Below are 17371 nucleotides of genomic sequence, written 5' to 3' on the forward strand. Positions count from 1 at the left end.
CCCCCACGCCCGATGGCTGGGAGCGCCTGGAGGCCGCCGGGCTGCTCGGTGAACACATCAACATCGTGCACGGCCACGCGCTGAGCGACGCGCAACTGGCGCGCTTCTGCGCGCTGGGCATGAGCTTCTCGGCAGCGGCCGAAAACGAAATGACGCAGGGCCACGGCCACCCGCTCACCGGCCGCCTGCGCGCGCTGGGCCGCGCGCCCTCGCTCGGGGTGGACCTGGAGAGCGTGCTGGGTGGCGACATGCTCAGCCAGACCCGCATCGCGCTGGGCATGCAGCGCAGCCTGGACAACGTGGCCCACCGCGAAGCGCACGGCAGCATCCCCGCCACGTCCACCATCACCACGCGCGAGGCGCTGGCCTGGGTCACCGTGGAAGGCGCGCGCATGCTCGGGCAGCTGCACCGCATCGGCACCCTGGCGAGCGGCAAGCAGGCCGACCTCGTGCTCGTGCGCGCCGACATGCTCAACATGCAGCCGGTGCACGACCCCGTGAGCACGGTGGTGATGCAGACCACGCTGGCCAACATCGACAGCGTGATGGTGGCCGGCCGCTGGCGCAAGCGCGAAGGCCGCTTGCTCGAAGCCGGCGTGCCCGCGTTGCTGGCGCGGCTGGCGCAGTCCGGACACAAGATCACGCAGGCCCTGGGCCTGCCCACCACCGCACACTGAACACGGAGACCCCATGAACCTGTCCCTTCATTTCATCGGCGTCGGCAAGATGGGCCTGCCCATGGCCGCGCACCTGCAGGCCGCCGGCCACGCCGTGACCGTGAGCGATCCCGACCCGGCCCGCCTGGCGCGGGCCGCCGAGCGCGGCCTGCGCCCGGCGGGCAGCGAGGCGCTGGCCCAGGCCGACGTCGTGGTGTCCTCGCTGCCGCACGACGCCGCACTGCGCAACGTGGGCCTGGCCGTGGCCGGCGCACTGCGCTCCGGTGCGGTGTATGTGGACACGAGCACGGTGTCGCAGCGCGTCTCGGCGGAGGTGGCCACGGCTTGCGCGGCGGCCGGTGTGGAATACCTGCGCACCACCGTCTCGGGCAACAACCACATGGCCGAAGCCGCCCAACTCACGGTGATGGCCTCGGGTCCGCGCGCCACGCACGAGCGCCTCTTGCCGCTGCTGCGCTGCTGGGGTCCCAACCACTTTTACCTGGGCGAGGGCGAGCAGGCCCGGCTGATGAAGCTGGTGGTCAACCTGCTGATTGCGCAGACCAGCGCCATGCTGGCCGAAGGCCTCACGCTCGGGCAGAAGGGCGGTCTGGGGTGGGAAGACATGTGGGCCGTGCTGGGCGCCAGCGCGGTGGCCTCGCCGATTCTCAAAGCCAAGGCCGTGCAGCTCTCGCAGCGCGACTTTTCGCCCACCTTCACCGTGACGCAGATGAACAAAGACCTCGACCTCATCCTGGCCGAAGCCGCCGCGTGCGAAGCGCCGGTGCCCCAGACCGCCGCCACCCGCCAGCTCATGGCCTCCGCGCAGGCGCAAGGCGATGCGGGCGACGACTACGCGGCCATCATCAAGGCGGTGGAACGCAGCGCGGGGCTGGCCCGATGAAAACCTTCACCTACCAGAGCCTGCCCTCGCGCGTCGTGTTTGGCCCCGGCGCGCTGGCCCTGTTGCCCCGCGAGATGGATGCCCTGCAGTCGCAGCGTGCGCTGGTGCTGTGCACCCCCGAGCAGCGCGCCAGCGCCGAGCAGGTGGCGGCCTTGCTGGGCGCGCGGGCCGCCGGCATCTTTGACCGCGCGGTGATGCACGTGCCGATCGAGACCGCACGCGAAGCCCGCGAGCTCGCGCGCAGCCTGGGCGCTGATTGCGCGGTGGCCATTGGCGGGGGCTCCACCACCGGCCTGGGCAAGGCCATCGCGCTCGACTCGGGTCTGCCCATCGTGGCCATTCCCACCACCTACGCCGGCTCGGAAATGACGCCCATCTACGGCATCACCGAAGCCGGCCTGAAGAAGACCGGCAAAGACCCACGCGTGCTGCCCCGCACCGTCATCTACGACCCCGAACTCTCGCTGGGCCTGCCGGTGGGCATGAGCATCACCAGCGGCATCAATGCCATCGCGCACGCGGCCGAAGGGCTGTACGCGGCCGATGCCAACCCGATCATGGACCTGATGGCCGAGGAGGGCATTGCCGCACTCGGCCGCGCGCTGCCGCGCATTCATGCGCAGCCCACCGATGCCCAGGCCCGCTCCGACGCGCTGTACGGCGCCTGGCTCTGCGGCGCGGTGCTCGGTGCCGTGGGCATGTCGCTGCATCACAAGCTCTGCCACACGCTGGGCGGCAGCTTCAACCTGCCACACGCCGAAACGCACACCATCGTGCTGCCGCACGCGCTGGCCTACAACGCCGCCGCCGCACCGCAAGCCATGGAGCGCATTCGCCGCGCACTGGGTGGCGCGAGCGCCGCGCAGGCGGTGTTCGATCTGGCGAAACACAACGGCGCACCCGTGGCGCTGCAAGCCATCGGCATGAAGGCCGAAGACCTCGACAAGGCCTGCGACATCGCCATGAGCAACCAGTACCCGAACCCCAGGCCGCTGGAGCGCGGGGCGATCCGGCAGTTGCTGCAGGACGCGTTTGGGGGTGTGCGGCCTGCCGCCTGAGACGGGCCGAGGGTGCCTCAATACACCGAGAACCGCCCCGTCCACTTGCGCTCGTAGTCCATCTTCTCGAAGTGCGCGGCCATGAAGTCGATGAAGGTGCGCACCTTGGCGCTGAGGTGCTTGCGGCTGGGGTAGGCGAGGTTGACGGTGAGGCGGGGCAGGTCCCAGTCGTCGAGCATGGGCACCAGGCGGCCGGCTACCATGTCGTCGTAGACGATGTAGCTGGGCTGCACCAGGATGCCCATGCCGTCGAGCGCGGCCGCACGCAGGATCTGCCCGTCGTTGCTTTCGAGCAGGCCCTTGACGTTGATCGTCTTCTGCTCGTCGCCGCGCGTGAAGCGCAGCTCGTTGGGGTTGTTGGCGTGCGTGTAAATCAGCAGCTTGTGGCGGTGCAGGTCGTCAATCTCGCGCGGCACGCCGTGCTTTGACAGGTAGGCCGGTGCGGCCACCAGAATGCGCCGCGTGCCCGCCAGCCGGCGGATGGTGATGTTCGAATCCGGCTCGTATTCGCGGTTGCGGATCGCCACGTCGATGTTGTTGTCGATGATGTCCAGGTAGCGGTTCGCCGCTTCCACATGAACGGTCACGTTGGGGTAGCGCTCGGTGTACTGGCGCAGCAGCGGCGCAATGTGGTGCATGGAAAACGACAGCGATGCGGTCACGCGCAACACGCCTGTGGGGTTGAGCGCGGCGGCGTTCACGGTGGACTCGGCGTCGCGCAAATCGGCCAGGATGGTGCGGGCGCGCTGAAAGAATTCCTGCCCCGTGTCGGTGAGGTACAGGCGGCGCGTGTTGCGCTCCACCAGCCGCACGCCCAGGCGCTCCTCGAGCGCGGCGAGGTGGCGGCTCGCACTGGCGTTGGACAGGTCCAGCAGCTCGGCCGCGCGGCTCAGGCTGCCGGTCTCGGCCACCTGCACGAACAGTTCGATCTCGGTCCAGCGGTCCATGGTCTCCTCTTTGTTCCACCAGCCGCAAAAGTCATTTTTGCTGCAGGCATTGGTGTGTGCTCCCCGACGCTCTACATTGTGACGGCACTGCAAGCCACCCCGCAGGCGATCTGGAGACAACACGTGAGAAACCTCGATCAGTACAACATCACGCAGGCCGTGCTCGCGCGTCTGGCGAACACGCCGGACCCGCGCCTCAAGCAGATCATGACCAGCCTGGTGCAGCACCTGCATGCGTTTGCGCGCGAGGTGAAGCTGACCGAGGCCGAGTGGATGAAAGGCATTGAGTTCCTCACCGCCACCGGCCACAAGTGCGACCAGCAGCGACAGGAGTTCATCCTGCTCTCGGACACGCTCGGCCTGTCCATGCTCACGGTGGCCATGAACAACGACAAGCCCGCCGGCTGCACCGAGGCCACGGTGTTTGGCCCTTTCCATGTGGAGGGCGCACCGCACTACGAGCATGGCGATGACGTGGCCAACGGTGCGTCGGGTGAACCCTGCCTGGTGCGCGGCAGCGTGCGCGGCATTCAGGGCGAGCCGATTGCCAATGCCGTCATCGACGTGTGGCAGGCCGATGCCGAAGGCAGCTACGACGTGCAGCGCACCGACCTCGAGCACGCGCAGGCGCGTGGCGTGTTGCGCAGCGGTGCCGACGGGCGCTTTCACTTCCAGAGCGTGGTGGCCGAGTCGTACCCGATCCCGGACGACGGCCCGGTGGGCGACATGCTGCGTGCCACGGCGCGCCACCCGTGGCGCCCGGCGCACCTGCATTTCATGATCCAGGCGCCGGGCTACGAGACGCTGGTCACCCACGTGTTTCGCGATGGCGACGCCTACCTGGATTCCGACGCCGTGTTCGGCGTGCGCCAGTCCCTCGTGGCCGATTGGGTGAAACAACCCGACGGCACCACCACGCTCGATTTCGATTTCGTGCTGAACCCCGTGAAGAAGTCAACCTGACAGGAGACAAAGACCATGAAGATGAACAAGCGCCTTTTCCATCGCACCGCCCTGGCCGCCGCCATGGGCGCATCGCTGCTGGCCACCGGGCTGGGCACTGCGCACGCGCAGCAGACCTTCAAGCTCACCATCGCCTCCAGCCACCCGACCACCTTGCCGTGGGTGGGGCTCATGAGCACGCTCTTCGTGCCCGAGGTCAACAAGCGCGTGGAAGCGCTGGGCAAGGGCTACAAGATCGAGTGGAAGGAAGCCTACGGCGGCCAGCTCTACAAGATGAACGCCACGCTCTCCAGCGTCGGTGAAGGCATTGCCGATGTGGGCTGGGTGTTTGCCAACCTGGAGTCGGCCAAGATGCCGCTCACGCAGTACGCCACCGTCACCCCGTTTGCCACGGGCGATGTGCGCATGCTGCTGGAGGTGGCCAACGAAATGAACGAGAAGGTGCCCGCCCTCAAGGCCGAGTGGGACCGCAACAACCTCGTCTTCCTGGGTGCATCGGGTGTGGACACCTACCACCTGTTCACCAAGGCGCCGATCAGCACCTATGCCGACCTCAGCGGCAAGAAGATCTCGGCCCCGGGTGCGGTGGGCGCCTGGCTGCGTGGCTCCGGAGCGGTGGCGGTGGACGGCTCGCTCACCAGCTACTACACCGACATCCAGACCGGCGTGAGCGAAGGCACCATCTCGATTGCCACCGGCATCCTGCCCAACAAGATCTACGAAGTGGCGCCGTACGTGACCACGGTGGACATCGGTGCGCTCTACAACGGCGGCATGGCGATGAACAAGGACACGTTCGCCAAGATGCCCCCCGAGGTGCAGAAGATCATCAAGGACGTGGGCCTGGAGTATTCGAAGGCGCTGGGCAACACGCTCATGCAGCGCTACGAGGCCGCGCTCAAGAGCATCCAGACGCAGGGCGCGAGCCAGAGCGTGCCGGTGAAGGTGTCGCCCATGGCCCCTGGCGAGCGTGAAAAGTGGGCCAACACCATGCCCAACATTGCCGCCGACTGGGTCAAGGCCAATGCCAACCGCGGCCCGTCGGCCCAGATCGTGAAGACCTACATGGAGGAGCTGCGCAAGCGCGGCGCCAAGCCGGTGCGCGACTGGGACAAGGGCCTGTGAAACGGCTCACCCCCGCGCGGCTTTGCCGCACCCCCTGCCAGGGGGCGTCACCTGCGGACGGGCAAAGCCCGATCCGCGGTGACCTGGAAGGGCGCTTCATCGCGCCGTCATTTCCGCTTTTTAGAGGCCGTTCATGAGCTACGAAGCGAACACCAATCTGGAGGAGGGGCCGGCGTCGTCGGTGCCCAGCAGTCCGTTCGGCCATCTGGTCGACGGGCTCAATGGCCTCGGGTCCATCGTGATCGGCCTGGTGATGGTGCTGATGTGCGCGGACGTGTTCATGCGCAACGCGTTCAACAAGCCCATCGACGGCGTGGCCGAGCTGGTGGCGGCGTCCATCATCGTGATCGTGTTCCTGCAGTTGCCCGGCACCTTGCGGCACGGGCGCATGAGCCGGGCCGACCTGTTCATCGACCCTTTCCTGCTCAAGCGGCCGCGCGCCGGCCTGCGGCTGCGCGCGCTCTTTTCGCTGTTTGGCGTGTTCGCCTGCGCCGTCATTGCCTACGCCACCCGGCCCTTGCTGGTGAAGGCCTGGACCTACGACGAATTCATCGGCATCGAAGGCGTGTTCACCTTCCCCACCTGGCCGATGGCGCTTGTGGTCACCCTGGGTGGCGTGCTGGCGTCGGTGCAGTACGCGCTGCTGGCCTGGCACGACTTGCGCGGCAGCGCCCGCGCCCCCGTGAAGGGAGACACACGCCATGAGTGAACTGATGATCGGTTTCATGGCCATCGGCCTCATGCTGGTGGCCATCGTGGTGGGCATGCACATTGGCGTGGCGCTCATCGTCACCTCGTTCTTGAGCGTGTGGCTGCTCAAGTCGCCCGAGATCGCGGCGCGCTTCGTGGGCGCGGCCGCCAACGACTCCATCCGCGACTACCTCTTTGGTGTGGTGCCGCTGTTTGTGCTCATGGGCATGTTCGTGAGCGTGTCGGGTGTGGGGCGCGACACGTTTGACGTGTTCCAGTGGCTGCTGCGCCGCCTGCGCGGTGGCCTGGGGCTGGCCACGGTGGGGGCCAACGCGGTGTTTGCGGCCATCACCGGCATTTCCATTGCGTCGGCCTCGGTGTTCACCAAGGTGGCCACGCCCGAGATGATCCGCCACGGCTACACGCCGCGCTTTTCGGTGGGTGTGGTGGCGGGCTCGTCGGTGCTGGGCATGCTGATCCCGCCATCGCTGCTGATGATCATTTACGGCGTGCTGGCCGAAGAGTCGATCGGGCGCATGTTCCTGGCCGGCGTGTTGCCCGGCCTGCTCATGGCCATTGCCTTTGCCAGCCTCATCCTGCTGATGGCCTACGTGTGGCCGCACAAGCTCTACGCGAGTGGTGCGCCACAGTCGGCCGAGCAGGCCGACACCGAAACCTGGGGCAGCGCGGCGGTGAAGTTCTTCCCCATCCTGGCGCTGGTGGTGCTGGTGCTCGGTGGCCTCTACAGCGGGTTCTTCACGCCCACCGAAGCCGGTGCGGTGGGGGCCGCCGGTGCCTTCGTGATCGCGCTGGTGCGACGCCGCCTGACCTGGCGAAAGCTCTGGAACGTGCTCACCGAAACCGGGTATGTGTCGGTCTCTGTGCTGTTCCTCATCATCGCGGCCTCGCTCTACAGCCGCATGCTGGCGCTCACCGGCATGCCTGCGGGCATCACCACCGCCATCACCGACATGGGCCTGGGCCCCTGGGGCTTCCTGATCGCTTATCTGGCCATCGTGATCGCGCTGGGCTGCATCATCGATTCGGTGTCGATCATGCTGATCATGTTGCCCATCGTGCTGCCGATTGCCACGGCCTTCCACATGGACCTGATCTGGTTCGGCGTGCTGACCGTGGTGGCGGTGGAAATCGGTCTGCTCACGCCGCCGTTTGGTGTGTCGGTCTACACCGTGAAGTCCGCGCTCAACGACCCGGGCATCACCATCCGCGACATCTTCGCCGGCACCTTCCCCTTTGTGCTGGCCATGCTCGTCGTGCTGGCCATCCTGGCCGTGTTCCCCAGCCTGTCCACCTGGCTGGCCCGCATGTGAGACACCCATGATCTACATCTTTCATCTGCTCGACCAACCCGGCGCGGCCGACCTGCGCCAGCGCGTGCGCCCCGACCACAAGGCGTATCTCGCGCAGCAGGCCGAGCGCATTGCGTTCGCCGGCCCGCTGCTGGCCGACGACGGCCAGACCATGGTGGGCAGCCTGCTCGCCATCGACTTTGCCGACCGCGCGGCCGCGCAGCGCTGGCTCTCGCAAGAGCCGTTCTTCATGGCCGGCCTGTATGCAGGCACCGCCGTGCATGCGTTCGCCAACCTGTGGCCGCAGAAGGCCGGTTTTCCGCCCACCTGAACCGGACTTCGCATGATCAAACACATCGTCATGTGGAACATCCTGGGCGCCACGCCAGACGAGAAGGCGGGCAACCTGCAGCGCCTCAAGGCCGCGTTTGAAGGCATGCGCACGCACATCCCCGGCCTGCTGCGGCTGGAGATCGGTGTGGACGAAAGCCGCGTCGACTACGCCTGCGACGTCGTGCTGTATTCCGAGTTCGAGTCGCGCCAGGCGCTCAACGACTATGCCGAGCACCCGGAGCACCTGCGCGTGCGCCGCGAGCTCGAAGGCGTGCGCATCGCGCGCCACCAGGTGGACTTTGAAGCCCCCTGACTGCAATCCCTTGATTCAACCCTTAGAAGGAGACAAAACCGTGCAGGACAACTTGAAGGACGAGCTGCTGATCCGCCAGATGGTGGAGCGCTGGGCCGTGTGGCGCGACGCCGGCCACTGGGACCGCTTTGCCACCGTGTGGCACCCCCAGGGCGTGATGATGGCCACCTGGTTCCAGGGCCCGTTTGCCGACTTCATCCGCGTCACGCAAGAGGGCTGGGCCAAGGGCGTGAGCATCCTGCACTTTCTGGGCGGCTCGGCCATCGAGGTGGCGGGCGACCGCGCGATTGCGCAAACCAAGATGACCATCTCGCAGCGCGGCATGGTCGACGGCGTGGACGGCCCCGTGCTGTGCGACGTGGTGTGCACCGGCCGCTTCTATGACTTCGTGGAACGCGTGAACGGCGAATGGAAGCTGCTGCACCGCCAGCCCATTTACGAGAAGGACCGCATCGACCCGGTGGACTCCACCGCCGTGCTCGCGCTCGACCAGCAGGCGCTGGCCGCCATGCTCGAGGGCTACCGCCACCTGGCCTACATCCAGACGCGCATTGGCTACACCGTGAAGATGGACATGCCCATGCTCAAGGGCCCGGTGGTCGACGAGCTCTACCGCCGTGGCGCACGCTGGCTGGCCGGCGGCGTGCTGGAGCGCGAGGTGAACCCCGGCTGAGTGACATGCGGCAGGTGCGCGCCGCGATGAAGACGCGCCACCCACACAACAGGAGACAAGACATGAACGCATTCGATTCGACGTGCGGCGGACCCGCTTCGCCCTTTCGCCGCCAGTTGCTGGGCGCCGTGCCCGCCGCGGCACTCGCCGCCATGGTGCCTGCCGCCTGGGCGCAGTCCGATTTCCCGAACCGGCCCCTGCGCGTGATCGTGCCGCAGCCACCGGGTGGCGGGTTCGACTTCGTGGGCCGTGCGCTGGCCGACCGGCTGGCCAAGCCCCTGGGCCAGCCCGTGGTGGTGGAAAACCGCACCGGCTCGGGCACCGTGGTGGGCACCGACGCCGCCGCCAAGGCCGCGCCCGACGGCTACACGCTGCTTACCGGCTCGGTGTCGAACATGGTGCTCAACATGGGCCTCTACAAGAACCTCAGCTACGACAGCGTGAAGGACTTCGAGCCCGTTGGCCTGGCCGTGAGCTACAGCTACACCCTGCTGGGGCGCAACGGCCTGCCGTTCAACGACCTGGCCGGCCTCGTGGCTTTTGCCAAGGCCAACCCCGGCAAGCTCACCTACGCGTCGGCCGGCAACGGGTCCGGGCAGCACGTGTTGGCCGCAGCCCTCTGGAGCCAGGCCGGGGTGGACATCGTGCACGTGCCGTACCGGGGCGCGCAGCCCGCCTATGCCGACCTGCTTGGCGACCGCGTGGACCTGTTCTTTGACCTCACGCCCACCACCCGGGCGCATGTGGAAACCGGCAAGCTCAAGGCCATTGCGGTGTCCAGCGCCACGCGCAACCCCATGCAGCCGACGGTGCAGACGATCAACGAGTCTGGCGTCGTGAAGCTCGACCTCGAATCGTGGTTCGGCTTTTTCGCCCCGGCCAAGACACCGCCTGCGGTGCTCGCGCGGCTGCGCACCGAGCTGGCCGCCATCATTGCCACCCCCGAGCTGCAGGACACCTTCCGCAAGGCGGGCGGCTCGCCCATGAGCATCAGCGTGGCCGACACGCGCACCATGCTGGCACGCGACGTGCAACGCTGGACAGGCCTCATCCGCGCGGCCAACATCAGCCTGGACTGACCCGCATTCCTTTCCACTCAACCTGAACCCCACCATGACCCTCGACGCGCAAGCCCTCGACCAGATATTCCTCAAGGCGCGCACCGCCAACGGCTTCACCAGCGAGCCCGTGCCCGACGCCCTGCTGCAGCAGGTGTACGACATCGCCCGCATGGGCCCGACCTCGATGAACACGCAGCCCACGCGCTATGTGTTCCTGAAAACCCCCGAGGCGCGTGCCCGCCTGCTGCCCGCGCTCTCGCCCGGCAACCTGGACAAGACGCGCTCGGCGCCGGTGACCGTGATCGTGTGCACCGACACTCGCTTCTTTGAATTCATGCCCCAGGTGTGGCACCGCGAAGGCGCGAAGGAAAACTTCGAGAGCAACCCGGCGCTGGCCGAGGCGACCGCCACGCGCAACAGCACGCTGGGCGGGGCTTACTTCATCATCGCGGCGCGCGCGCTGGGGCTGGACTGCGGCCCCATGAGCGGCGTGGACCTGGCCAAGGTGAACGCCGAGTTTTTCCCCGACGGGCGCTGGCGCGCCAACTTCCTCATCAACCTGGGCCACGGCGACGGCCAGGTGTTCGACCGCAACCCGCGCCTGAGTTTCGAGCAGGCCTGCCAGGTGATCTGAGGCGCGTGTCGAGCGCGGCGGTCAGCCGAAGGTCGTGTCGCTGGGCGCGTGCGCGTCGCCCACGTAGAGCTTGAGCACGGGGCCTTCGGCGTCGTGCTCCCACACGCGCCCGCGAATCAGGAACTGCCGTCCGCCTACACGCACCAGGTCGCCTTTGGCGGGCGCCACTGCGTGGCCGTCCCAGAAGGGCGGAATGGTGATCGGCGTGCGGCGGATCCAGGCCTGGTCTTCAGCGCTGAACACCAGGACGGTGCGCAAGGGGGTTGTGCTCATGTGAACTCCGGGGAGGATGGGCCTGCAGGCCGGTGGGGCGCAGCTTAGCGCAAGCATCGGGTCAGCGCGCTTCTGACGCAGCTATCCAGCTTTCCCTACACAAGGTGGGCTGTGGGCGGTCGATAAGGATGAACAACCGTCCACCTTCCAGAGGCCCCCCATGCGCGTCAATACCCCCGTCACCCAGCGTGAATACGAGTTCCCCGAACAGGCCACGCTGATGTCGACCACCGACACGCAAAGCCGCATCACCTACGCCAACGCCGCCTTTGTGGACGTGAGCGGCTTCACGCTGGACGAAATCCAGAACCAGCCGCACAACCTGGTGCGCCACCCCGACATGCCCAAGGAAGCCTTTGGCGACATGTGGGCCACGCTCAAGGGCGGCGAACCGTGGACGGCGCTGGTGAAAAACCGCCGCAAGAACGGCGACCACTACTGGGTGCGCGCCAATGCCACGCCCGTGATCCGCAACGGCCAGCACCAGGGCTACATGTCGGTGCGCACCAAGGCTTCGCGCGAGGAAATTGCCGCCGCCGAGCGCCTGTATGCCGACATGCGTGAAGGCCGGGCGGGCCACATCAAGCTGCACAAGGGCCTGCTGCTGCGCACCGGTCTCATGGGCCTGACCTCCGTGTTCAAAACCATGGGCGTGCGCAACCGCATCCGCCTGCCGCTGGTGCTGCTGCTGGCCGCGCTGGCGGGGGGCTCGGCCGCCATGGGCCTTGGCGGTGCGCAGTGGGCGCAGTTTGCCGGCCTGTCTGCCGTGGGCGTGCTGCTGGCGGGCTGGTTCCTCGAATCGCAGTTGGCGGGCCCGCTGGAGCACCTGCGCGAGCAAGCGCTGCGCGTGGCCACGGGCGACACCCAGAAGGTGGCCCACATGGACCGCGTGGACGAAATCGGCATGACGCTGCGCAGCATCAGCCAGCTCGGGCTGATGTTCCGCTGGCTGATCGACGACGTCAGCCAGCAGGTGCTGACCGTGCAGACCGCCGTGACCGAAATCGCCCAGGGCAACAACGACCTGAGCCAGCGCACCGAGCAGGCGGCATCCAGCCTGCAGGAAACGGCGGCTTCGATGGAGCAGATGACCGCCACCGTGCGGCAGAACGCCGAAACCTCCAGCCAGGCCAACCAGCTCTCCGGCTCGGCCAGCGAGGCCGCTTCGCGCGGCGGCCACGCCGTGGCGCAGGTGGTGAGCACCATGGGCCAGATCACCGAGAGCTCGAAGAAGATCAGCGACATCATCGGGGTGATCGACGGGATTGCGTTCCAGACCAACATCCTGGCGCTCAACGCCGCGGTGGAAGCCGCGCGCGCCGGTGAGCAGGGCCGGGGTTTTGCGGTGGTGGCCGGCGAGGTGCGCAACCTGGCGCAGCGCAGCGCCGAAGCGGCCAAGGAGATCAAGGGCCTGATCGGTGCCAGCGTGGACAAGGTGGAAGCCGGCACGCGCCTGGTGGACGACGCGGGCAAGACCATGGACGAGATCGTCAGCCAGGTGCGGCGCGTCTCCGACCTCATCAACGAAATCAGTGCCGCCACCATCGAGCAAAGCGGTGGCATCCAGCAGGTGAGCCAGGCGGTGGGCCACCTCGACCAGGTCACCCAGCAGAACTCGGCGCTGGTGGAGCAGGGCGCGGCCGCCTCGCAAAGCCTGCAGCAGCAGACGCAACGGCTGGTGGAAGCCGTGAGCGTGTTCCGCTGACGCCTGGCCGCCCGGTGGCTGGCGCGCCGGGCGTCTGCGACGGACTTCACCCACACCCCACATCCAGTTTTCCCCACACAACCCCGGGCTCCAGCGGTCGAAACAACGACCAAGAGCCTCGGTGGATGCCTTGTCCAGTCGAGGGCTCTTCGATCCACCGTCGGATGGATGCCCCAAGGAAACTGGACCATGAAACTCTCAAAGCTTTCGACCTCTCTCCCTCGCGGCCAAAGCCGCAGCGCATGGATCTCGCGCGCCGTATGCCTGGCCGCCTTGCTGTGCAGTGCCCAGGCCGCGATGGCGCAGAGCAGCACGGCCACCTTCGCCGTCACAGCCACCGTGCTGCCCAGCTGCACCGTGGTGGGCGGTTTGCCACTGGCGTTTGGCGTGGTCACGCCCGGCGTGCAGCGCGACGGCACCGTCACTGTGACCGCCACCTGCACCGTGGGCACGCCCTATACGCTGGCGCTGGATGCCGGCACCGGCTCGGGCGCCACGGTGGCGGTGCGCCGCATGACCAGTGGCGGCGCCACGCTGGACTACGCCCTGTACCAGGACGTGGCCCGCACGACGCCCTGGGGCGATGGCACGGCCGGCACCAGCACCCGCAGCAGCACCGGCACCGGCCTGCTGCAGTCCTTCACGGTGTACGGCCGCGTGCCGTCGACCGCGGCGGCGGCGGTCGGGGTGTACACCGACACCATCACCGTCACCGCCACCTACTGAAGGGGGTTGCGATGACACGCCGGCGCACGCTCTTCCTGGCGAGCAGGATCTGGCTGCTGGCGCTGAGCCTGTGCGCCAGCGCCGTGCACGCCTTCCAGGTGCGCCCGGTGCGCCTGGACCTGGGCAGCCGCCAACCCGCCGCGCAGCTCGTGGTGAGCAACCCGACCGCGCAAACCATGCTGATCCAGGCCGATGCGTTTGAGTGGCTGCAGTCCCGCGACAAGGAAAGCCTCAACCCCACAGAGCACCTGATCGTGAACCCGCCCATCTTCGAGCTCGCCCCCGGCGCGCAGCAGGTGGTGCGTGTGGGGCTGCGCCGCGCGGTCGAATCGGCTGTGGAGTTGCCCTACCGCATCTGGCTCACGCAGGTGGCCACCCCGGGCGAGGCCAGCGATACCGGCGTGCAGATGCTGCTGCGCGTGAGCCTGCCGGTGTTCGTCACAGGGGCCGCCACCGGCCTGGCGCAGGCGGTGTGGCAGCGCGACGCCACCGACGGCGCCGTGGAGCTGGGCAACAGCGGCGCGCGCCACCTGCATGTGCGCGAACTGCGCCTGGCCACCGATGGCGCTGCGCCCCAGTCGCTGGGGCCGTGTTACGCCCTGCCGGGCGGCAAGTGCCGCTGGCCGGTGCCCGCGGCGCTGCGCGACAAGCCGCTGCGCATCGAGGCCGACAGCAATGCGGGCATGCTGCGAACGCAGGTGGACGCGCTTGCGCCTCGCTGACCGCCAACGCGCCTGTGCGCTGGCCCTGGCGGCCTGCTGTGGGGCCGCCAGCGCGGCGCCGCAGTTTCGTTCGCTGGACGTCTGGGTCAACGGTGAACCGATGGACGCCAGCGCCCTCATCGTGGAAGACGGTGGCGCGTTCTTTGCACCGGCCACGGCGCTGGCCGCCTGGAGACTGCAGCCCACCGATGCCCCGCGCACCATTGACGGTGCTGCGCACCACAGCCTGCAAGCCTGGCGCCCACAGCTCGATGCCCGCACGCAGCGCCTGGCCCTCACGGCCGATGCGTCAGCGTTCACGGCGCAGGTGTTGAGTCTGGCGGCGGTGCGCAACGCCGATCCGGCCATGGCCGGCGAGGCCAGCCCGGGCCTGGCGCTGGACTACACCCTGAACACGGACCGCGACCGCCGCAGCAGCGTGAGCAGCGCGTTTGTGGACTTGCGCGCCTTTGGCTTGCTGCCGCAGGGCAGTCTGCGCCAGAGCGGTGTGTTGCGCGCCGGGTCCCTGCCCATGGCCGAGGGCCGCTTGCACCGGCTGGACACTGCGTGGCGCCACGCCAACCCGGACGACATGCGGCGTTTCAATGTGGGCGACACCCTGAGCTGTGGCGGCGACATTTCGCCCACACTGCGCTTTGCGGGCGTGCAGATGCTCACCGACATGAGCCTGCAACCCGAGCAGATCACCCATCCGCTGCCTTCGGTGCAAGGCAGTGCGCAGGTGCCCAGCGGTGTGGACCTGCTCATCAACAACCGCCCGGCGGGCAGCGTCAGCGTGGGCTCGGGACCGTTTTCCCTGGAGACGCTGCCCGCCCTGACCGGGGCAGGCGAAATCCGCATCGTGCAGCGCGACGTGCAAGGCATCGAGCAGGTGCGCACGGTGCCTTACTACACCAGCCCGCGCCTGCTGCGGGAGGGGCTGTCCGACAGCTGCGTGGAAGCCGGCATGCTGCGCCTGAACTACGGCCTGCCCAGTGACCAGTACCAGGGCCGGTTTGCCGCCGCCTCGTGGCGCCACGGCGTGAGCGACACGCTCACCGGCGTGGCCCGCGTCGAATCGGGCAGTGCGGTCAACAGCGTGCGGCTGGGGCTGCACTGGGTGCCGGCGCAAATGGGTGTGGTCAGCGTGCAGACCGCCCACAGCCAGACCGAGGGTGTGGGCATGGGACAGAGCCTGCGCGTGGGCGTGGAGCGCGTGACCACGCGCTACCACCTGAGCGCGAACGTGGAAACGGCCGACGAGCGATTCCGCCAGACCGACGGCGCGCGGGCCGCCTTGCGGCGCGTGGCGCTCTTTGGCGGCATCACCCTGGGCGAGACGAGCTGGTCGGCCGGTGGTGTGTGGCAACGCAACGCCACGGGCACACAGACGCGTGTGTTCACCACCACCGTGCAACGCCGCCTGGGCCCGGACTGGCAGATGGGCCTGAGCGCCCTGCAGCGCGACGGGCAGTGGAGCGCGGCGCTCATGCTCACGCGCCAGCTGGACCGCGAAACCAGCCTGGCCACGCGGGTGCAGGCGGGTGAGAACGCCGGAGCGACCGTGCAGGCACAACGCCACGAGCCCGATGCCGGCGGCATGGGCTGGCGCGTGCAGGCTGGCTCGGGCCAGAGCCGCGCGCTGGGTGCCGTGAGCTGGCTCGGTGACCATGGCCGGCTGGAGCTGCAGGCCGCTCAGCAGGCCGGCAACCAGGAACCGGCCATGCGCGCCACGTTCACCGGCGGCGTGATCTGGCTGGGTGGCATGCCGGTGGCTGGCCGCGCGCTGGGCGATGGCGTGGCCGCGCAGATCGAAGTGGAGGGCATGCCCGGTGTGGGCGTGCAGCTCAACCGGCGCGAAGTGGCCGTGACCGACGCGCAAGGGCGCGCATGGATCTTTGGCTTGCAACCCTGGCAGGACAACGTGGTGGGCATTTCGCCCGACGCCCTGCCACTGGACATGCTGGTGAGCGCGCCCGAGATCCGCCTGCGCCCCCAGGCCGAATCGGTCGTGAAGGCGCGCTTTCCGGCGCGGCGCACGCGCGCGGCGCTGGTGGTGGTGGTGCAGCCCAATGGCGAACCCATTGCCCCCGGCTCGCGGGCGCGCCGCGACAGCGATGCCGGCGAAGGCGCGCCGTTCGCGCACAAGGGCCAGGTCTTCCTGAGCGATCTGGAGGACCACAACGAGTTGCGCGTCGAGGGACCGCACGGCGTGTGCCATGTGGCTTTTCGTGCGCCGGCGCAGGGTGCCCTGCAGCCCCGCATCGGCCCGCTCACTTGCCTGGCGCAGGGCGCGTCATGAAGCGCTGGTGGGCTGTCTTGCTGGGCTTGTCGGGCATGGTGGCGGCCGGACAGGCGCAGGCGCATACGTGCTCGGTACAGGTCACGCCGCTGGCCTTTGGCGCTTACACCTCGCCCAACGGGCCTCGCGTGGACAGCGCCGCCACTGTGCAGGTGAACTGCACGCCCACCTACCTGCTGTTGGCCTGCACGGCGAGCTACACGCTGTCGTTGTCGGCGGGCACGGTGGGCACACCGGGGGCCCGGGCGATGGCCGCGGGTACCGGGCGCCTGCGCTACGACCTCTTTCGCGACGCGGCGCGCACCATCCCTTGGGGCGATGGTGGTGGGGGTGGTGCCACCGTGGGCGGCTCCATCACGAGTGGCCTGCTTGGCCTGGTGTGCGCTCCCGGCACGCGCAGCCACACGGTGTATGGCCGCATTCCGGCCAGCCAGAACGTGCCGGCAGGCAGCTACCAGGATCAGGTCGTCCTGACCATCACCTACTGACGCGCTTCACTGGTACACGATGGCCGGGCTGGGCTGCTGGTGGCGCTGCACCCACCACCGGATGGCCCGGGGCAGCTCTGCCCACAGCCAGGTGCTCGGCTGGCTGGGCGAGGCAAGGGTGGCGGATTCGTCGAACCGCAGCACATCGATGTCGGCGCGGTGTTGCGCCAGGCTGCGGCTGAGCGCGTGGCCGCTGGCTCGGTCCAGGCGCGCGTCCACGATGGCCAGCACCAGCGGCTCTTCGCGCGCACGGCGCAGTGCATCGCCCGGGTCGGCCGTCCAGAGGATCTGTGCGGATCGCACCCAGCTTCGCGTCAGCTCGCGAACCGTCTCCAGCCGCTCGCCGCGTGGGCACACCACGAGCAATTGCAGGGGGGATTCATCGGCGGAGAAGTGTTGGGCGCTGCACATGGAAAGCTCCTGGTGGTCCGGCGCAACAGGTGTGCGCCGCCTTGGAGTTCACTGTGCTGCACCGCAGGGCGTTCGGCTGCGGGGAAAACTGGATCGGA

Annotated in this window: 20 protein-coding genes; 17 read left to right on the top strand and 3 right to left on the bottom strand. The window is 68.3% G+C overall.

Features of this window, described 5'->3' with window-relative positions:
- The 3 genes from KXJ60_RS15715 to KXJ60_RS15725 all read left to right on the top strand — a co-directional run.
- A partial coding sequence (locus tag KXJ60_RS15715) for an amidohydrolase family protein (protein ID WP_291130008.1) occupies positions 1-677 on the top strand: 677 nt, incomplete at its 5' end.
- A 13-nt stretch (positions 678-690) separates the two neighbouring features.
- Entirely contained in the window at positions 691-1560 is an 870-nt protein-coding gene (locus KXJ60_RS15720; protein WP_291130011.1) for an NAD(P)-dependent oxidoreductase, read from the top strand.
- Positions 1557-2618, top strand: coding sequence for a maleylacetate reductase (locus tag KXJ60_RS15725; protein WP_291130015.1), 1062 nt, complete (start codon positions 1557-1559; stop codon positions 2616-2618). The genes KXJ60_RS15720 and KXJ60_RS15725 overlap by 4 nt, the downstream gene beginning before the upstream one ends.
- Before the next feature lie 17 nt (positions 2619-2635).
- Here KXJ60_RS15725 and KXJ60_RS15730 read toward each other — a convergent pair whose 3' ends face one another.
- Positions 2636-3565 carry a LysR family transcriptional regulator gene (locus tag KXJ60_RS15730; RefSeq protein WP_291130017.1) on the bottom strand — a complete coding sequence of 310 codons (930 nt, stop codon included), beginning with the start codon at positions 3563-3565 and terminating at the stop codon, positions 2636-2638.
- A gap of 123 nt (positions 3566-3688) precedes the next feature.
- Between KXJ60_RS15730 and KXJ60_RS15735 the strand changes: the two genes are divergently transcribed.
- The 9 genes from KXJ60_RS15735 to KXJ60_RS15775 all read left to right on the top strand — a co-directional run bounded on the left by KXJ60_RS15735 (position 3689) and on the right by KXJ60_RS15775 (position 10667).
- The gene (locus tag KXJ60_RS15735; RefSeq protein WP_291130020.1) at positions 3689-4528 is read left to right on the top strand and encodes an intradiol ring-cleavage dioxygenase; all 840 of its coding nucleotides are present in this window, start codon (positions 3689-3691) and stop codon (positions 4526-4528) included.
- A gap of 15 nt (positions 4529-4543) precedes the next feature.
- On the top strand, positions 4544-5653 hold the full coding sequence (locus KXJ60_RS15740) for a C4-dicarboxylate TRAP transporter substrate-binding protein (RefSeq protein WP_291130022.1): 1110 nt from the start codon (positions 4544-4546) through the stop codon (positions 5651-5653).
- A gap of 133 nt (positions 5654-5786) precedes the next feature.
- Positions 5787-6362: a TRAP transporter small permease gene (locus KXJ60_RS15745; RefSeq protein ID WP_291130025.1), complete on the top strand. Its 576-nt coding sequence runs from the start codon at positions 5787-5789 to the stop codon at positions 6360-6362.
- On the top strand, positions 6355-7674 hold the full coding sequence (locus KXJ60_RS15750; protein WP_291130028.1) for a TRAP transporter large permease: 1320 nt from the start codon (positions 6355-6357) through the stop codon (positions 7672-7674). The genes KXJ60_RS15745 and KXJ60_RS15750 overlap by 8 nt, the downstream gene beginning before the upstream one ends.
- A gap of 7 nt (positions 7675-7681) precedes the next feature.
- Entirely contained in the window at positions 7682-7984 is a 303-nt protein-coding gene (locus KXJ60_RS15755; protein WP_291130030.1) for a YciI family protein, read from the top strand.
- Between the two features lie 12 nt (positions 7985-7996).
- Positions 7997-8299 (top strand): Dabb family protein, encoded by a 303-nt coding sequence (locus tag KXJ60_RS15760; RefSeq protein ID WP_291130032.1) that lies wholly within the window; start codon positions 7997-7999, stop codon positions 8297-8299.
- A 40-nt stretch (positions 8300-8339) separates the two neighbouring features.
- The gene (locus KXJ60_RS15765; RefSeq protein WP_291130035.1) at positions 8340-8972 is read left to right on the top strand and encodes a nuclear transport factor 2 family protein; all 633 of its coding nucleotides are present in this window, start codon (positions 8340-8342) and stop codon (positions 8970-8972) included.
- A gap of 62 nt (positions 8973-9034) precedes the next feature.
- A complete protein-coding gene (locus KXJ60_RS15770) occupies positions 9035-10051 on the top strand; it encodes a tripartite tricarboxylate transporter substrate binding protein (protein WP_291130038.1) in 1017 nt (338 codons plus the stop codon).
- 34 nt (positions 10052-10085) lie between these two features.
- The gene (locus KXJ60_RS15775) at positions 10086-10667 is read left to right on the top strand and encodes a malonic semialdehyde reductase (protein ID WP_291130041.1); all 582 of its coding nucleotides are present in this window, start codon (positions 10086-10088) and stop codon (positions 10665-10667) included.
- A gap of 21 nt (positions 10668-10688) precedes the next feature.
- Here KXJ60_RS15775 and KXJ60_RS15780 read toward each other — a convergent pair whose 3' ends face one another.
- Complete coding sequence (locus tag KXJ60_RS15780) at positions 10689-10940, bottom strand: hypothetical protein (protein WP_291130044.1); 252 nt, start codon at positions 10938-10940, stop codon at positions 10689-10691.
- Between the two features lie 160 nt (positions 10941-11100).
- Between KXJ60_RS15780 and KXJ60_RS15785 the strand changes: the two genes are divergently transcribed.
- The 5 genes from KXJ60_RS15785 to KXJ60_RS15805 all read left to right on the top strand — a co-directional run bounded on the left by KXJ60_RS15785 (position 11101) and on the right by KXJ60_RS15805 (position 16862).
- Positions 11101-12645: a PAS domain-containing methyl-accepting chemotaxis protein gene (locus tag KXJ60_RS15785; protein ID WP_291130046.1), complete on the top strand. Its 1545-nt coding sequence runs from the start codon at positions 11101-11103 to the stop codon at positions 12643-12645.
- A 189-nt stretch (positions 12646-12834) separates the two neighbouring features.
- Positions 12835-13371 carry a spore coat U domain-containing protein gene (locus tag KXJ60_RS15790; protein WP_291130048.1) on the top strand — a complete coding sequence of 179 codons (537 nt, stop codon included), beginning with the start codon at positions 12835-12837 and terminating at the stop codon, positions 13369-13371.
- Between the two features lie 11 nt (positions 13372-13382).
- A complete protein-coding gene (locus KXJ60_RS15795) occupies positions 13383-14093 on the top strand; it encodes a fimbria/pilus periplasmic chaperone (protein WP_291130050.1) in 711 nt (236 codons plus the stop codon).
- On the top strand, positions 14080-16374 hold the full coding sequence (locus tag KXJ60_RS15800) for a fimbria/pilus outer membrane usher protein (protein ID WP_291130052.1): 2295 nt from the start codon (positions 14080-14082) through the stop codon (positions 16372-16374). The genes KXJ60_RS15795 and KXJ60_RS15800 overlap by 14 nt, the downstream gene beginning before the upstream one ends.
- Positions 16371-16862 (top strand): spore coat U domain-containing protein, encoded by a 492-nt coding sequence (locus KXJ60_RS15805; protein ID WP_291130054.1) that lies wholly within the window; start codon positions 16371-16373, stop codon positions 16860-16862. The genes KXJ60_RS15800 and KXJ60_RS15805 overlap by 4 nt, the downstream gene beginning before the upstream one ends.
- Positions 16863-16868: 6 nt before the next feature.
- On the opposite strand, the gene KXJ60_RS15810 is transcribed toward KXJ60_RS15805, so the two are convergent.
- Entirely contained in the window at positions 16869-17273 is a 405-nt protein-coding gene (locus tag KXJ60_RS15810; protein WP_291130057.1) for a hypothetical protein, read from the bottom strand.
- Positions 17274-17371: the final 98 nt, after the last annotated feature.

This window comes from Hydrogenophaga sp. (assembly GCF_019264445.1).
In the GTDB taxonomy this organism is placed as follows: domain Bacteria; phylum Pseudomonadota; class Gammaproteobacteria; order Burkholderiales; family Burkholderiaceae_C; genus Hydrogenophaga.

Coding starts and splice junctions, on each gene's coding strand:
- KXJ60_RS15720 (WP_291130011.1), top strand. CDS start 691: ATGAACCTGTCCCTTCATTTCATCGGCGTCGGCAAGATGGGCCTGCCC.
- KXJ60_RS15725 (WP_291130015.1), top strand. CDS start 1,557: ATGAAAACCTTCACCTACCAGAGCCTGCCCTCGCGCGTCGTGTTTGGC.
- KXJ60_RS15730 (WP_291130017.1), bottom strand. CDS start 3,565: ATGGACCGCTGGACCGAGATCGAACTGTTCGTGCAGGTGGCCGAGACC.
- KXJ60_RS15740 (WP_291130022.1), top strand. CDS start 4,544: ATGAAGATGAACAAGCGCCTTTTCCATCGCACCGCCCTGGCCGCCGCC.
- KXJ60_RS15745 (WP_291130025.1), top strand. CDS start 5,787: ATGAGCTACGAAGCGAACACCAATCTGGAGGAGGGGCCGGCGTCGTCG.
- KXJ60_RS15750 (WP_291130028.1), top strand. CDS start 6,355: ATGAGTGAACTGATGATCGGTTTCATGGCCATCGGCCTCATGCTGGTG.
- KXJ60_RS15755 (WP_291130030.1), top strand. CDS start 7,682: ATGATCTACATCTTTCATCTGCTCGACCAACCCGGCGCGGCCGACCTG.
- KXJ60_RS15760 (WP_291130032.1), top strand. CDS start 7,997: ATGATCAAACACATCGTCATGTGGAACATCCTGGGCGCCACGCCAGAC.
- KXJ60_RS15770 (WP_291130038.1), top strand. CDS start 9,035: ATGAACGCATTCGATTCGACGTGCGGCGGACCCGCTTCGCCCTTTCGC.
- KXJ60_RS15775 (WP_291130041.1), top strand. CDS start 10,086: ATGACCCTCGACGCGCAAGCCCTCGACCAGATATTCCTCAAGGCGCGC.
- KXJ60_RS15780 (WP_291130044.1), bottom strand. CDS start 10,940: ATGAGCACAACCCCCTTGCGCACCGTCCTGGTGTTCAGCGCTGAAGAC.
- KXJ60_RS15785 (WP_291130046.1), top strand. CDS start 11,101: ATGCGCGTCAATACCCCCGTCACCCAGCGTGAATACGAGTTCCCCGAA.
- KXJ60_RS15790 (WP_291130048.1), top strand. CDS start 12,835: ATGAAACTCTCAAAGCTTTCGACCTCTCTCCCTCGCGGCCAAAGCCGC.
- KXJ60_RS15795 (WP_291130050.1), top strand. CDS start 13,383: ATGACACGCCGGCGCACGCTCTTCCTGGCGAGCAGGATCTGGCTGCTG.
- KXJ60_RS15805 (WP_291130054.1), top strand. CDS start 16,371: ATGAAGCGCTGGTGGGCTGTCTTGCTGGGCTTGTCGGGCATGGTGGCG.
- KXJ60_RS15810 (WP_291130057.1), bottom strand. CDS start 17,273: ATGTGCAGCGCCCAACACTTCTCCGCCGATGAATCCCCCCTGCAATTG.